Origin of the sequence: Nonlabens antarcticus (genome assembly GCF_015356755.1) — a bacterium.
In the GTDB taxonomy this organism is placed as follows: domain Bacteria; phylum Bacteroidota; class Bacteroidia; order Flavobacteriales; family Flavobacteriaceae; genus Nonlabens; species Nonlabens antarcticus.
The window spans coordinates 594,998-609,992 of sequence record NZ_JADFCO010000066.1; the positions used below are offsets into that span (position 1 = coordinate 594,998).

The 14,995-nt window shown below is 35.8% G+C and carries 14 protein-coding genes; 6 read left to right on the forward strand and 8 right to left on the reverse strand.

The window, feature by feature from the left end:
- Positions 1-105: 105 nt before the first annotated feature.
- The 4 genes from IQ282_RS13685 to IQ282_RS13700 all read right to left on the reverse strand — a co-directional run bounded on the left by IQ282_RS13685 (position 106) and on the right by IQ282_RS13700 (position 3,207).
- The gene (locus tag IQ282_RS13685) at positions 106-378 is read right to left on the reverse strand and encodes a hypothetical protein (RefSeq protein WP_194852433.1); all 273 of its coding nucleotides are present in this window, start codon (positions 376-378) and stop codon (positions 106-108) included.
- 764 nt (positions 379-1,142) lie between these two features.
- The gene (locus IQ282_RS13690) at positions 1,143-2,456 is read right to left on the reverse strand and encodes a DUF748 domain-containing protein (protein WP_194852434.1); all 1,314 of its coding nucleotides are present in this window, start codon (positions 2,454-2,456) and stop codon (positions 1,143-1,145) included.
- Between the two features lie 2 nt (positions 2,457-2,458).
- Complete coding sequence (locus tag IQ282_RS13695; RefSeq protein ID WP_194852435.1) at positions 2,459-2,680, reverse strand: VF530 family protein; 222 nt, start codon at positions 2,678-2,680, stop codon at positions 2,459-2,461.
- A complete protein-coding gene (locus IQ282_RS13700) occupies positions 2,680-3,207 on the reverse strand; it encodes a SixA phosphatase family protein (RefSeq protein WP_194852436.1) in 528 nt (175 codons plus the stop codon). The genes IQ282_RS13695 and IQ282_RS13700 overlap by 1 nt, the downstream gene beginning before the upstream one ends.
- A 298-nt stretch (positions 3,208-3,505) precedes the next feature.
- On the opposite strand from IQ282_RS13700, the gene IQ282_RS13705 reads away from it, so the two are divergent.
- The 5 genes from IQ282_RS13705 (at position 3,506) to mscL (ending at position 11,404) form a co-directional block, all read left to right on the forward strand.
- Entirely contained in the window at positions 3,506-5,368 is a 1,863-nt protein-coding gene (locus IQ282_RS13705; RefSeq protein WP_194852437.1) for a DNA topoisomerase IV subunit B, read from the forward strand.
- A gap of 189 nt (positions 5,369-5,557) precedes the next feature.
- Positions 5,558-5,977 (forward strand): hypothetical protein, encoded by a 420-nt coding sequence (locus IQ282_RS13710; protein WP_194852438.1) that lies wholly within the window; start codon positions 5,558-5,560, stop codon positions 5,975-5,977.
- A 47-nt stretch (positions 5,978-6,024) separates the two neighbouring features.
- A complete protein-coding gene (locus IQ282_RS13715) occupies positions 6,025-7,782 on the forward strand; it encodes a restriction endonuclease (protein WP_194852439.1) in 1,758 nt (585 codons plus the stop codon).
- A 147-nt stretch (positions 7,783-7,929) separates the two neighbouring features.
- The gene (locus IQ282_RS13720; RefSeq protein WP_194852440.1) at positions 7,930-10,632 is read left to right on the forward strand and encodes a DNA gyrase/topoisomerase IV subunit A; all 2,703 of its coding nucleotides are present in this window, start codon (positions 7,930-7,932) and stop codon (positions 10,630-10,632) included.
- Positions 10,633-10,966: 334 nt separating this feature from the next.
- The gene (gene mscL / locus IQ282_RS13725; RefSeq protein WP_194852441.1) at positions 10,967-11,404 is read left to right on the forward strand and encodes a large-conductance mechanosensitive channel protein MscL; all 438 of its coding nucleotides are present in this window, start codon (positions 10,967-10,969) and stop codon (positions 11,402-11,404) included.
- A gap of 92 nt (positions 11,405-11,496) precedes the next feature.
- On the opposite strand, the gene IQ282_RS13730 is transcribed toward mscL, so the two are convergent.
- From IQ282_RS13730 to IQ282_RS13745, 4 genes are all read right to left on the reverse strand, one after another.
- A complete protein-coding gene (locus tag IQ282_RS13730; RefSeq protein WP_194852442.1) occupies positions 11,497-11,676 on the reverse strand; it encodes a hypothetical protein in 180 nt (59 codons plus the stop codon).
- A 272-nt stretch (positions 11,677-11,948) separates the two neighbouring features.
- Positions 11,949-12,332 carry a DNA topoisomerase IV gene (locus tag IQ282_RS13735; protein WP_194852443.1) on the reverse strand — a complete coding sequence of 128 codons (384 nt, stop codon included), beginning with the start codon at positions 12,330-12,332 and terminating at the stop codon, positions 11,949-11,951.
- Positions 12,289-12,909 (reverse strand): hypothetical protein, encoded by a 621-nt coding sequence (locus IQ282_RS13740; protein WP_194852444.1) that lies wholly within the window; start codon positions 12,907-12,909, stop codon positions 12,289-12,291. Before IQ282_RS13740 ends, IQ282_RS13735 begins: the two co-directional genes overlap by 44 nt.
- A 121-nt stretch (positions 12,910-13,030) precedes the next feature.
- The gene (locus IQ282_RS13745; RefSeq protein WP_194852445.1) at positions 13,031-13,486 is read right to left on the reverse strand and encodes a helix-turn-helix domain-containing protein; all 456 of its coding nucleotides are present in this window, start codon (positions 13,484-13,486) and stop codon (positions 13,031-13,033) included.
- 346 nt (positions 13,487-13,832) lie between these two features.
- Here IQ282_RS13745 and IQ282_RS13750 point away from each other — a divergent pair, with 346 nt between their 5' ends.
- Positions 13,833-14,951, forward strand: coding sequence for a M14 family zinc carboxypeptidase (locus tag IQ282_RS13750; protein ID WP_194852446.1), 1,119 nt, complete (start codon positions 13,833-13,835; stop codon positions 14,949-14,951).
- Positions 14,952-14,995 lie beyond the last annotated feature (44 nt).

Here is a 14,995-nt window from a genome sequence, read left to right on the forward strand (position 1 = left end):
TGATAAAAAATACAAATAAAGAATTCAAATGAGTGAAGAATTGAATAACGGGCTTTCAGTTGATCAACATTTTCATAAATGTTATGCGGTAATCAGCAGTCATATTTAGAATTCATCACGAACTGTAATTCCCATTTTTTCAAAATCGGTTTTCAATTCTTGCCAATTTCTTTTTCTCAATAGATCTGCACCCATCCTCAGTTCTTCGTAATCATTAAGAATTATCCTTAAGTTTCTCGATTTTAGTATATCAATGAGCATTACATTTTTATCTAAAACAATTGCTAAAATATCATTCAAGTCAATTTTAGTTTCAAACCAAAAGAAATTTTCGTTTCTAATAATTAAATGATGATTTGCTATTTGGAAATAATACATGGACCTAGATTGAACGTATACTATAACAGTACATAAACCTATGATGAAAAATTTACCATTGCTATTAATTGAATTAGATAAAGTAAAATTATTAATGAGCAGATAGGCTACAATGCCCCAAGTAATCCATCCACGCAATTTAAATAATTGATTGAACCTATAGATACAGTCCTTACTATCACGCGACATTAAACGCCGCTCTTTATGACCAAGGAAAAGTTTTGATAATTGTTGCTTGAATAAATAAAGATCTCTGTAGACGTGATTGAAGAGGTTTATAGTTTCTCCTTTTTGTAGTTTTAAGGAAAGCCCTTCTTTAAATTGTAGCTCTTTAACGTTATACCGGCCTGCATATTGATAGTGATATTTTCCAGTTAACTGAACATTTTGTAGATCATCCCATTTGAAACGTCTTTTTCCAATTTCAAATGAGTTTGAAGAAAAACGTATTGAAGGAGCTATTTTGAGTTGTTTATAAAGTACTTGAAAACAGACAATAACTAAAAGAAAACAGCCTAAAAATGATTGATAAAATGTTTAATCTAGCGGTTGATTAGAGCGCTGAAATTCGTTTATCAACATTACCATCCCACCGGCTCCTATTGGGAAAAACATAAAAAATAGAATTGCAGGTTTGAGTAAAATCTGGAAATAATTACTTTTAATCTTAACCTGTGTCAATACAATTTTATGTTTTTAGCTAAATAACACCCATTATTTATAAATAGGATCAAAGGTCAAAATAGACACGTATTCTATATTTATTATTGACTATTTTCTGAATTATTCTTCATCTCTTCCACATCAGATTTTGTTTCCTTTTTGATCTCCTTAATCTGCTTTTTCACATTGATATCATCGCTTTTATCCTCATTGTTATTCCTAAGGTCTGCTCGAAGCTCTACGCGATTAATCTTACGTTCCTCTCTACGTTTAGCACGATCATATTTTCTTCTATTACGATCGTCAACTTGATCAGCACCTAATTCTGCATCTCTAAAATCAATGGTTCCATCCACAGAGTTATTAAAGGCTCCAAACCATCCATTCTCAAAAATATTGAACACGGACGCCCACGCACTCGCCGCCGCATCGTCTAGCGGGCCTTCAATAGGAATTTTTGTCGCCAGTGTATCGTTTCCTTGATTCTTTAGCAAGAATTTAAACATCCCAACAAATCCTTCCCACATTTTTTTGAAGATATTAGAATCTTCCTTATCCCAACTATCAACGATCTTGGAATCTATAAAAAACGGTTTAAAATAGCCCTTCATGTACGAGTCAGCAATTGCTATTTCACTAAATAATTCAAAGGTTCCAGACTCAAAATCAATCCCAGCATAGTGCAGGGTTAGATCGTTTAAAGCAGTAATGTCAGCATCTTCTAGAGACATTTCTAGATTCATATCTGGAATCTCTTTAATCAGATTAATTTTACCATTGGTTTCAAACCGTCCATTACCTATCGTAGTGGCAGTGGCTTCAAAGTCTGACGGTAGAATGCGTTCAGATTGTATGGTATTCTGCAGGTTTGTGGCCAGGAGATTGACATTATTCATGTAAAGGTCAATATTAGGTTCAGAATAGAGTGCGACGAAAGTCAGTTTTCCATCCACGACTTCATAACGGTTTATTTCCAGCGGTACTATTTCGGTTAATGCTTTGGTCCAGACCTCGGTACTGGGCTCGTCCAGTGAACCATCTGCGGCAACATGATCTTCAAAAACATAAGTTACTTCTGGGCTTACCATTGTGATTTCACTCACGATACGGCCGTCTAGTAAAGCACGCCATTGTATGGAAATATCAGAAGTTGGAAAATTTAAGAAGGGACTGCGTTTGTTTGCAGGATCTACTTTATCCAGAAACAAACCATTGAGCTGGTAAGCGCCACGCCACAGGGAAATGCCTACATCATCTACCTGACCATAATATCCCGGAATGTCTGCAAGAGTCTCATTCAATTTATCCCTAATATAATAAGGAAGGTAAACGCGTCCCGCTATGAGAATTAGAATAATCACGAACGGTACGATAATTTTTTTCTTTTTGTAAAAAGGCTTTTTTACTTTAGACATGATCAGTTCTTATGAAAGGTATGTAAGTACAGCTCCTCCACTTTTTCTCGTGCCCATGGAGTACGACGTAAAAACTTTAAACTTGATTTTACCGTAGGGTTTGTATTGAAAGCGTTGATTTTAATCCTGCCGCCCAGATCGTGCCAGCCATAATGCTCAACGAGTTTTTCAACAATATGAGCTAGTTTGACGCCGTGTAACGGATTGTTAGGCTGGGCTTCCATTACTCTTTTTCAAATTCCATGGATTCCATCATGGCACTGGAATTACCTTTTTCATCAACCTTGACAATAAAATAATGATCAAAATCGGCATCATCTAGTTCGCCATAATTCTCATCAGTTTGTAGGTCATTTGCATAAGTATTGATCGTATTACTATGTCCGAAGAGCACAACGGTTTTCCCTCGATATTTATCCAATAATGTTTTGCCGTCTATTGCTTTGACATCATAGATTTCAGTGGTTAGTTTTTTTGCTTTGGCGAGTGGTGCGGCAGTGCTACGGGTACGCTCTGTATCTGACGATAACACCACGTCAACATCCTTTAAGAAGAAATAACTCACCCACTCATCAGCACGTCGCGCACCGGTTTCTGTCAACTGTGGATCAGATCCTTGGTCAGTTCGCTTTTCTGCATGACGCACAAAATAGAAGGTAGTCACGCCATCGTTATTTTCCTCTTGCGATTGCGAGTTTGAGTTGTTGCAAGACACCAGAGACAGGCATAATATAAAGAGTAGATTTTTCATAAATATATTTTGATAATTGTAAAAATAAGGAAACTTGCACGGCATCAGATTTTAGTTGGTAATTCCTTATTAGTTCAAACTGGTATTTTAAAGCCAAATTTTAAGGTTTGTGTATTTGGACGATAGCGATAGAAGCAGAAAATTATTGTTTGCTCGATAACACCATGTATTAATTTCAAGAAGTTTATAGTACGTTTATCCACAATTGGAGTAGTATTTATGTTGATTAAATTCGCTTTCGCGAAAGCGAACTCCCGACAACCTTTCTTATATTTCAAGCTGGGACATAAGGCAGCATATGAGCGAGGAAACTAAATATACAGAGGATAATATACGGTCGCTGGACTGGAAGGAGCATATTAGAATGCGTCCTGGGATGTACATAGGAAAACTGGGCGATGGGTCGAGTGCAGACGATGGAATCTACATTTTATTGAAGGAGGTTATCGATAATTCCATCGATGAATATGTCATGGGAGCTGGGAAAACTATTGAAGTTTCCATTCAGGGAGAGCGCGTGATCGTGCGTGATTATGGTCGTGGGATCCCGCTGGGAAAAGTTGTAGATGTGGTTTCTAAAATGAATACCGGTGGAAAATATGACAGCCGTGCTTTTAAAAAATCAGTGGGATTAAATGGGGTAGGTACCAAGGCGGTAAATGCACTTTCCAGTTTTTTTAGGGTAGAATCCACCAGAGATAGTAAAAGCGCTAGTGCCGAATTTTCCCGTGGCGAGCTCACTGACGAAGAGATGCTGGATGAAACCAGCCGCCGCAAGGGAACAAAAATCACTTTTATCCCTGACGAGGACATATTCAAAAATTTTAAATACCGTCCAGAATATGTGGCGCGTATGCTTAAATACTACGTTTATCTCAATCCGGGATTAACGATTGTTTTTAATGGTGAGAAGTTTTTCTCAGAGAACGGCCTAAAGGATTTATTGAGCGAAAATATTAATGAGAGCGATCGTTTATATCCCATAATACATTTGCGAGGCGAGGATATTGAAATAGCGCTAACCCACAGTAAAACCCAGTATTCTGAAGAATACCACTCTTTTGCAAACGGTCAAAATACGACACAGGGAGGAACGCATCAGGCGGCTTTTAGGGAATCGATTGTAAAGACCATCCGGGAATATTACAACAAGAATTATGAGGCGAGCGACATACGTAAATCCATAGTAAGTGCGATTGCAATAAAGGTAATGGAACCGGTTTTTGAATCACAAACCAAAACTAAACTAGGATCTACAGACATGGGTGGCGATTTGCCTACGGTACGCACATTCATCAATGACTTTATAAAAACCCAACTCGATAATTACCTGCATAAAAACCCGCAAACTGCCGACGCCTTACAACGCAAGATTATTCAGGCTGAGCGCGAACGAAAAGAACTTTCTGGAATCCGAAAACTTGCAAAAGACCGCGCTAAAAAATCCAGTCTTCACAATAAAAAACTAAGGGATTGTCGCGTCCATCTAACCGACACTAAAAAGGATGCTTATTTAGACAGCACTCTATTCATTACAGAAGGTGATAGTGCGAGTGGGTCCATAACCAAGTCGAGAAATGTAAAGACACAAGCTGTGTTTTCTTTGCGAGGAAAACCTTTAAATTCCTATAACATGAGCAAAAAGATTGTTTATGAAAATGAGGAATTTAACTTATTGCAGGCGGCGCTCGACATTGAAGACAGTATGGAAGATCTGCGCTATAACAAAGTGGTTATCGCTACGGATGCTGATGTTGATGGGATGCACATTAGATTATTGATTATTACATTCTTTCTTCAATTTTTTCCTGAATTGATTAAAAAAGGACATTTGTATATTTTGCAAACTCCACTATTTAGAGTGCGCAATAAGAAAGAAACTAGATATTGCTACACGCCTCAAGAACGTACAGAAGCGATGGCAGAGCTGGGTAAAAATCCTGAAATCACCCGATTTAAAGGACTGGGAGAAATCAGTCCAGATGAGTTTGTACACTTTATAGGTGAGGACATTAGATTGGATCCTATTATGCTGGATGACAATATGAGTATTGAGGAATTGCTGAGTTTTTATATGGGTAAGAATACGCCCGACCGACAGGAATTTATTATTGATAACCTGAAGGTGGAACTAGATGTTGTGGAGGATTTTGGAGGTTAGATAACTATGAGTCCAGTCTATTTCGAGAAATGAGAGGTTTAGTTCAGAGTTTTTTTTGAGAATTTGGAAAATAGTTCCGAGTAATTTGAATTGATGCAGAAGATCAAAGAAATACAAAATACCTAACCAAGGCTTTAGATACGTGAAGCCAGTATTAATTGAAAGAATATTAAAATACTTAAATTAAAAATGATTAAAAGAATTACCCTACTAGTTACCATATGTCTTATTCTTTCCAGCTGTAGAGCTGTCATAAGCACAATGCTAAATGTGGATGTATCTGACGCCAGGAGAACCGCAAAGATATTATTAAAAGATAATCCTGTCGAGATAAATTTTGAAAAAAATATGATCTCCGCAGACTTTGAAAAATACTTGAAATCTAAAGAAGGACAGGATTACTATCAAGACATCAAACTAAAACACGGCGAACTAAAAAGCTTAAAGTTTAAACTTATGAAGGGGAACTCGCAGGATACTATGAATTATATTTTTAAAGGAAAGTTTAAAAATCAGCCGAAAGAAGAGTTGGAAGTGAGGGTTCAGGCTTTTAAGGATAAGGAAATTATTGGGGTGCTGGTTATTGATGAGATCAGATATTTTTTTTAAACATTAAGAGGTCATACAATCAATAAAATTATGTAAAGCTCGGTAATATGATTTATGCAGTTTCAATTTTCTTCCTCCTTTGGATTTATCTACTTTACACAAAAATTAAGACGCAAAAACTAAGTATAAAAGAATCTAAATTAAAACGTTTTGAGTTAGACGGGCTAGTCAAAAAAGTCAAACAGCAGCAAAAAGAAAATACTGAAAAATTATCTTTTGAAAAGAAACTTTTGAATGGAAATAGAGTTTTATTGAATGAATTGAAAGATGAGAAAAGTGAGACTGACAAAATTTTAATTAAGTTAAAAGAAGATAACGAGAACTTCAATAAAGTGATTCCTGCACTAAAAATTAAAAACACTCTACTCTCACAAGAAAGTCTGAAAACTCTAGAATTACAGAAAGAATATCAACGAACAGCGGATAGAAGAATAGAATTTTATATAACAGAGATTGAGGATTTAAATGCCTCATTGAATAAATCACGGGAAGAGAGCAAATATCTTCGAACCTATAATAAAGCCTTGGAAAATAGTATTACTGAGCAAGTAAAAGAAATAAAATTAATTGGTTCGGAAGCAGATATTGCTGAGCAGACTATTGACAAAATAAAAATTGAAAATAATGCTCTTAAAAATAGTTATTCAGAACTGGTTAAAAAGGTAGGACTTCAAGAGGATTTAAAAACTCAAATTCAAAAGTTAAAATCTGAATCATCTGAATTAAACGCCATTATTGATAGGCAACTTTTATCGCTTAGTAATAAAGAAGTACGATTGAGAAGTCAGTTAAAATCCATTCAAACAATAGAAAAAAAACAAGTACGGTTTGAATCTGTCTTAGAAAAAATCTCCTCTAACCCAAATCAAGGAGTGTTAAGTTTAGCAACTGTTATAGCTGATTTAAAATTCTTAAATTTTGACATTTCAGCGTCACAACTGCTATCAAATAAAAAGCCTGCTAAAATAGAAGCAAAGAGGATTGGAGAGCTTAAAAAAGATGTAAAAGAAATGTTTGTAGAGTTCAAGGAAATGAAATACAAATATGAAAACCTTTTGAAACTGTTTCCAGAGCTAGAAATCTATATAGACGATTTAAGTATCTCATTTCATAATTCAGAACTCTCTTTAGATGGAGTGAAGAATAGTTTTGATCGAGTCAGAAATTTTGTTGATAAAGAAAAATATGATCTTCTTTCTACAACTGAAAGAAATCAACTTGCATTAGATAATTATATTTCTGGTCCGAAGTCAAAATGGCAAATTGGAAGAGATTATGAACTTTATTGTGGAAGTGTTTATAAATCTGAAAATTGGAACGTTCAATATTTTGGAATTGAAAAAAAGTTAGAAGATCTCGGGCGAGATTTAATCGCTATTAAAGATGATGCTGTTCATGTAATACAATGTAAGTACTGGTCTGAAAGAAAGTTAATTCATGAAAAACATATTGCTCAACTGTTTGGAACAACAATTATGTTTGAATTGGAGAACAAAGATTTATTTTTAAAGAGTTTCATTCCAGTTTTCATGACCAACATTGATCTATCTGAGACAGCTATGAGATTTGCCAAAAAGCTTGGAGTCATAATTAAAAAGGAAAGTTTTGGAGATTTTGATAGAATTAAATGCGTTGCAAGAAGACTAGAAAATAATAAAATCACAAATATCTATCACTTACCTTTTGATCAACAATATGACAAAATTAAAATGTCAAATGATGATGTCTTTTTTGCTTCTACTGTCAAAGAAGTTGAAGAACAAGGATATAGAAGAGCATTTAAATATATAAATAAGATAGTTTGATCAAAATTTATTAATCTGAAAAACTAAAAGAATCTGACTACCAAAGTGTTTTAGTGCAGACGTCTTTACACATTCAAAATAACTGATCGAAATTGAAGCGGGTAATAACCGGTAACAGTTAACCGATTACAGATAACCAACAAAAGAATGAACGAAGAAAACGAAGAATTAGAAAACCTGGACGAGGGATTTGAGGAGCAAGCGACGGAAACGATCACGAGAGTTACCGGCATGTATAAGGAATGGTTTCTAGATTATGCCAGTTATGTTATACTCGAGCGTGCAGTTCCTGCTATTGAGGATGGTTTTAAACCAGTACAACGACGCATCATGCAATCCATGAAAGATCTGGATGATGGACGTTATAATAAGGTGGCTAATATTGTGGGGCATACCATGCAATACCACCCGCACGGTGACGCTTCCATAGGTGATGCCATGGTGCAAATAGGGCAGAAGGACCTAATTATTGATATGCAGGGAAACTGGGGTAATATTCTTACTGGAGATCCTGCAGCTGCCTCCCGTTATATCGAGGCACGATTGTCAAAATTTGCTCTAGAAGTACTTTTTAATCCTAAAATAACGGAATGGCAATCCAGTTATGATGGTCGTCGTAAGGAACCTATCAACCTACCGGTAAAATTCCCCTTGCTGCTCACACAAGGAGCTGAAGGTATAGCCGTTGGTTTAAGTACAAAAATATTACCTCACAACTTTAACGAGATCATCGACGCGAGCGTCAAGCATCTGCAAGGCAAGCGTTTTAAGTTATTTCCAGATTTTCCAACCGGTGGTGAAGCAGATGTTTCTAACTATAATGATGGGATGCGTGGAGGAAAAGTTCGCGTTCGAGCCAAAATGCATTCTCCAGATCGCAGTACGATTTTGATAACGGAGATTCCGTTTTCTACGACAACGAGTTCGTTAATTGATTCTATCCTCAAGGCCAACGATAAAGGCAAGATCAAGATTAAAAAAATAGAGGATAATACCGCTGCAAATGTGGAGATTCAGATCCATCTGCCACCAGGATTATCACCAGATAAGACAATGGATGCCTTGTTTGCCTTTACAAATTGTGAGGTGAGCGTATCGCCGCTGGGTTGTGTTATTGAGGATAATAAACCCTTATTTGTGGGCGTGTCTGAAATGTTGCGCCGCAGCACAGATCATACGGTAGATATTATACGGCAGGAGCTGCAAATCCAGCTGGACGAGGTGGAAGGGCAGTGGCACTTTGCATCGCTAGAGCGTATTTTTATTGAGAACAGAATCTACCGCGATATTGAAGAGGAAGAAACCTGGGACGGTGTTATTAACGCCATTGACAAGGGTTTAAAACCACATATTACCCATTTAAAACGGGCAGTAACTGTGGACGATATCGTAAGATTAACGGAGATACGTATTAAGAGAATATCCAAATTTGATATTGGTAAAGCCCAACAAAAAATCGAGGCTTTGGAAGATCGAATCGCAGAGCTCAAGAAGAATCTTGAGAACCTGATCGAGTTTGCTATTGCCTACTTTCAAAAGCTTCAGAAAGATTATGGAAAGGATCGCACCCGTCAGACAGAATTGAAAGCATTTGACGATATCGTGGCTTCTAAGGTGATAATCCGCAATACAAAGCTATATGTCAACCGTGAGGAAGGTTTTGTGGGGACAAGCTTGAAGAAGGACGAATATGTAGGCGATTGCTCTGACATTGATGATGTGATCGTTTTCACGAAAAACGGGACGATGATGGTTTCTAAGGTAGATGCTAAAACTTTCGTAGGCAAAGGTATTCTGCACGTTGCTATCTGGAAAAAGAAGGATAAGCGTACCATTTATAATTTGATTTATCGAGACGGAAAAAGTGGACCGAGTTATGTCAAGCGTTTTGCGGTGACCAGTATGACAAGAGATAAGGAATACAGTGTAGGATATGGAACGGCTGGCAGCAGCGTACTTTATTTCAGCAATAATCCTAATGGGGAGGCAGAAATCGTGACTATAAACTTACGCCAACAAGGAAGCATTAAGAAGTTAAAATGGGATTTAAATTTCTCTGATATTTCCATTAAAGGAAGGTCGAGTAAAGGAAATCTCGTCACAAAATATAACATTAAAAAGGTGGAACTTAAGGAAGAGGGCGTGAGTACGCTAAAACCTAGGAAGATCTGGTTTGATGATATTGTCCGCCGTATAAATGTGGATGGACGTGGTGATTTACTGGGTGAATTTAAAGGTGAGGATCGGTTGTTAATTGTGAATCAAAAAGGAATCGCTAAAACAGTGATTCCAGAAGTAACTGCCAGATTTGACGAGGACATGATAATCTTGGAAAAATGGATACCGAATAAACCTATTAGTGCTATTTATTTTAACGGTGAAAAAGAATTGTTTTACGTGAAGCGTTTCTTAATTGAAAACGAAGACCGGGACGAACTCTTTATTTCTGAACATGAGAAATCCTATTTGGAAATTATTTCTACATCCCACAGACCAGTTGCCGAAATTGTTTACAGTAAACCACGAGGTAAGGATCAACCACCCAATGAGACATTAGAAATTGAAGAGTTTATTAGCATTAAAGGCATAGCTGCACAAGGAAACATGCTGACAAAGGATAAGGTTAAGCAAATCAATTTGCTGGACCCATTACCTTATGATGAGCCAGATGTGGAAGAGGTTGAAGTGGTGGAAGAAGGTGTTGATTCCGCCATGAATGTTACGGAAGACTCTAAATCTACAGAGGAACAAGTTCAAACCGAAAATAAAAATCAAAGCAAATATCAAGAAGATTCAGAGGATGATTCAAACTCCCAATCAGACGAGAAGGGACAAGGGAGTTTGTTTTAAAAACTAGAAGAGTTCCTGAAAGATTGGTCTCTCCATTTATAGCGATGCGATTAGAAGTGGTTTAAGCTACGGTGATGTTAATTCGGTTTAGATCAAGAATGGAGTTTTGTGGAACTTAAAGCAATCCTTCTCTAGAGCTATTGCTTTGGATTCACTTTTTCTATTTTTAGGAAAAGAGCTTTTTAGATCAATAATCAATTTTAAATTTTGTTGTCTAGAATTCTACATCTTATGTGTTTGAATCATTGTAATTTCTCTAGAAGCACAGTTTGTTCGTAAGACAGATTTAATAAAGGAATATTTACTTTTGCGGAAGTAAAATAATTACGAATCAATGGGAATACTCAAGGAGTTCAAAGAATTTGCAGTCAAGGGAAACATGATCGATATGGCTGTTGGAATCATAATCGGTACCGCGTTTAATAATGTTGTAAAAACCATGGTCGATAAAGTTGTAATGCCTCCACTCACAATTTTGACTAACGGAATTAATTTTGCCGATCGTAAATGGGTCATTCGTGAAGCAGTCGCAGGAATGGAGGGTGATTTTGGAAATGAGATTGCTATAGGTTACGGCGAGCTTATACAAGTGACTATAGATTTCTTAATTATAGGTTTTACTGTATTTGTAGTCATCAAATTGATGAACAGTCTGCGCAATAAAGCGCAGGACCCCAAGGATACAGAAGAAGTTACTCCTAAAGATATTGAATTACTCAACGATCTTAAAGAGTTGATGCAAGAGCAAAATAGGATACTTTCAAAAAAATAAACAAGCTTTGATTCTGTAGATATCAATTAGATTTCTTGATGCTTTGTCTAGTTTTTGTTTCCCTGCAGCAGTTTTATTTTAAAATACCCACGTTAGTATAAAATAATTTTACGATTAATTAAACTTTCCAGCTTTCTATGGGTCATAGATATAGAAACATCTGAGAAGTGTTTTTTAGCCAAAATACTTCTTGATAATATAGATTTTTCATTATTAGATTTATTTGAACAGCCTTTAAAAGCGCCAGAGAAAAACTCCGGCGCTTTTTTCATTTACCACTTTAGATTTTATTTAAAATGTAATTGGGACACAGATTTAAATAAATAACTCATATCAAACCATTTCAAAGGAATAGTTTATAATGTTCTTATCCTAAGTAATAGGTATCGTAAAGGCTATAAATGATAAATAGATCCTTTTTAAACGATAAGAAGATTCCACCATAAGAATAGACTGTGTGGAAAATTATTGAGCGTTGTAGGATTATTTGAAATTTACTTTAGCAGTATTTTCTCTAAATATAAAAAGCCTTAATTCTTGTCCATTAGTCATTTATCTTTTTTGCCTCACCACGATATATTTGATCGCGTCCAGATTGTGTGAATTCGAAAGTATACGAATCCTCAGTCGTGTTCAATATTTTAAAAAGATAAGCACGACTGTCGGCATTTGTTTTTGGATCGATGGGAATAACCCGCCATTCACAATCGTTTACCCATTCTACTTTTGATGTATCTACTTGATCCTCAAAATATTCTATTTGAATGGCCTCAGTGCGAACAAATTTAGTTGTCAGTAATTTACCGCCAGACTCTTGTTCCCATACAAAGGTTCCTGTTCTGAAATTATCACAATCTCTAACGTTATTATATTTTTTACAACTACTAACTGCTACTACCAGCAGTATTAAAAGGAAGCATCTTGCCATAATTATTCTTAAATATGATATATAATATGATGTAAACAAACATGTGAAGCAAAACGAGTGCGATAAACGCGTACACTGGAACACCTAGGATTTGATAAGGCCAGCTGTAACTCCAAACATCCATGTTGATCGCTACCATTTCTCCAAAAGCAGGAATGGTAAGCGTTAAAAAGATCATTAACATGATCCGTCTTAAGCGGCTAGGATTTTTTAGATAAGGTAAGATTTTATATTCCAACCTGTATAATAAATAGAAGGCAAGCATCCAGGCAAATGGCAACCATGCCGGTAATATACTATCAATATGGTAGTATTGCCAGTGATCGTTGGAAACACCCCAGTACTCTGCTATAATACCAAGCAGGCCTGTCAAAATCATTCCTACAACGGGAATCCAGTTACGGCCCGTTTTACTTTTAAATAGTGTTTTGTAAAAGACATATATGATGAGGGCTAAAAACACCACAGCCAAAATATAAGGCTGTGATTTTAATAAACCTATAATTACTCCCGCTAAAGATACCGCAGCTACCATCTTTAAGTATTCTAATATGACTTTACTAGTAGACGTAAACATGTTGAAATAATTGCAGTGTAAAAATAATGTTTTGAAAGATCATTTTACCAACTAGAGAAGTAGGATAAATAATGCTTTCGAACTTTATTAAGAACAAAGGCGATCGGATTTCTAAAAACCACTATCTATCAAAAGATTCAAAAGTTCCATCTTCATAAAACAAAATAACCTTTGTTATATTTTTCCCTTTTTTATTAGGCGAGGTTGCAGTTAATTTTGAATCAATATCCTGTGCATTGGGTATGTGTTCTGGTACAGGTTTAATGCTTTCCTGTTCTGATTGGAAGATAGGATTTGGTTTCGGTTGCTTTGAAGAACTTACGCTCGTTTTTTGATCACTCTCCACAATTGTTTTCGGGTAGGTGCCTTTACCGTTAAGAAACCAGTATAAATCAACATCTGAAAATTGCTTTAAAACAGAAAGGACAAAGTCGAGACTGGGCTTGTTCCTTCCGGAAAGTAAGTGCGAGATAGAACTGCGACCTACGCCTACGAGATCTGCAAAACTTGAAGCATTTAAGTCGTGCCGCTCCATGATTTGCACTAAACGTTTAGAAAAATCATCAGAATTTACCATTATACAAATGTAAACAAAACAAGTGATTTTTAATGTTTATAAATGTAAACAATTCCAATATGATTTCAATTAATATTCTTAATTCGCAAGGTTTAATATTATCCTTTTGTTTAGTTAAAAGCATATAAATATTTGATAAATAATACTTTGTATAATTAAATAGCCAAAGCAGGTTTAAATGATGAGGATCTTTCAATTATGATCTGAAATGCAACGTTCTTTTGTTTACAGCGATAAACATTGAGGAAGAAACGAGCGTTTACAGATGTAAACATTTGATAGTTTACAATTGTCAACTAAAGTTAGACTTGGTTCTAGTCGTATATTATATACTAAATTTGTTCTTATGATGAATGAACCTATTGCCACATTAGAGCCCTTAAGTCGCTACTTCACTTATACTGCATTTGAGGAACATTTCATGGCCGCTGTTAAGGCGTTACCACCAGATCAATATGCGTTTTCTTTTTTAGGGTCTTCTGTAGATAATCAATCCATTTATGGACTAAGGTTAGGACATGGAGCATTCAAAATTTTAGCTTGGTCTCAAATGCATGGTAATGAATCAACGTCGACTAGAGCTATTATTGATTTGCTACATTCAAAGGATTTATTTCAAGCACTAAAGAATATATCATTATATATTATTCCCGTTTTAAATCCGGATGGTCTCAGTAGTTGGTCACGGTTTAATTCGAATGGTATTGACTTAAATCGTGACGCTGTCAATTTGAGTCAGCCAGAAAGTGTAATTCTAAAAGAGGTAATCGATTTTTATGAACCTGATCTTGCATTAAACCTTCACGGACAGCGAACTTTTTATGGTATCGCAGGGAGTGTGTTACCTGCGCAACTATCATTTCTTACTCCCGCCGCTGATGTTTCCAAGGGTGTGAACGCATCACGGTTGAAATCAATGGCGCTCATAAATAATATAGTTAAAACAGTGAAACCTCAAATGCAAACTGCTATTGCACGCTATGACGATTCTTTTAACGTCAACTGCTGGGGTGACTATTGTCAATCTGTAGGAATACCCACATTGCTATTTGAAGCCGGTCATGCTGGCGATGATTATGCAAGGGATGAAGTAAAGACTTTAATTATCTCTAGTCTGAAATCGGTTTTTACAAACTGTTCTAAAGATGAGGAAATAGAAGAGGAGGTAACCTTAAATCAATATTTGGAAATTCCTGAGATAGCACGCAATTATTGTGATATTTTGATCAGAAATGCTCCTTCTGTTAAAGGAAATAGAGATTTAGCAATTATGTATCATGAGCAGATTGAAGATTCACAATTGCATTTTATACCTATGTTGTTTGCCGTTAACGATTCTACTATAATATATGGGCATAGGATGATAGACTTAAAAACAGATCTCCATTATTCCAATGATCTTGAAGTTCATGAAAATATGACAGTCACATCTGCATCATTGAAAATCGGAGCATTTATTAAATAATCAATATATCTATACAATTACTAGGAAAATATTAGTGGAATCTG

Excerpts from the sequence above, each read along its gene's own strand:
- mscL (WP_194852441.1), top strand. The coding sequence starts at position 10,967 with ATGGGAATACTCAAGGAGTTCAAAGAATTTGCAGTCAAGGGAAACATG.
- IQ282_RS13685 (WP_194852433.1), bottom strand. The coding sequence starts at position 378 with ATGTATTATTTCCAAATAGCAAATCATCATTTAATTATTAGAAACGAA.
- IQ282_RS13735 (WP_194852443.1), bottom strand. The coding sequence starts at position 12,332 with ATGGCAAGATGCTTCCTTTTAATACTGCTGGTAGTAGCAGTTAGTAGT.
- IQ282_RS13740 (WP_194852444.1), bottom strand. The coding sequence starts at position 12,909 with ATGTTTACGTCTACTAGTAAAGTCATATTAGAATACTTAAAGATGGTA.
- IQ282_RS13710 (WP_194852438.1), top strand. The coding sequence starts at position 5,558 with ATGATTAAAAGAATTACCCTACTAGTTACCATATGTCTTATTCTTTCC.
- IQ282_RS13730 (WP_194852442.1), bottom strand. The coding sequence starts at position 11,676 with ATGAAAAAAGCGCCGGAGTTTTTCTCTGGCGCTTTTAAAGGCTGTTCA.
- IQ282_RS13745 (WP_194852445.1), bottom strand. The coding sequence starts at position 13,486 with ATGGTAAATTCTGATGATTTTTCTAAACGTTTAGTGCAAATCATGGAG.
- IQ282_RS13705 (WP_194852437.1), top strand. The coding sequence starts at position 3,506 with ATGAGCGAGGAAACTAAATATACAGAGGATAATATACGGTCGCTGGAC.
- IQ282_RS13695 (WP_194852435.1), bottom strand. The coding sequence starts at position 2,680 with ATGGAAGCCCAGCCTAACAATCCGTTACACGGCGTCAAACTAGCTCAT.
- IQ282_RS13750 (WP_194852446.1), top strand. The coding sequence starts at position 13,833 with ATGATGAATGAACCTATTGCCACATTAGAGCCCTTAAGTCGCTACTTC.
- IQ282_RS13690 (WP_194852434.1), bottom strand. The coding sequence starts at position 2,456 with ATGTCTAAAGTAAAAAAGCCTTTTTACAAAAAGAAAAAAATTATCGTA.
- IQ282_RS13720 (WP_194852440.1), top strand. The coding sequence starts at position 7,930 with ATGAACGAAGAAAACGAAGAATTAGAAAACCTGGACGAGGGATTTGAG.
- IQ282_RS13715 (WP_194852439.1), top strand. The coding sequence starts at position 6,025 with ATGATTTATGCAGTTTCAATTTTCTTCCTCCTTTGGATTTATCTACTT.
- IQ282_RS13700 (WP_194852436.1), bottom strand. The coding sequence starts at position 3,207 with ATGAAAAATCTACTCTTTATATTATGCCTGTCTCTGGTGTCTTGCAAC.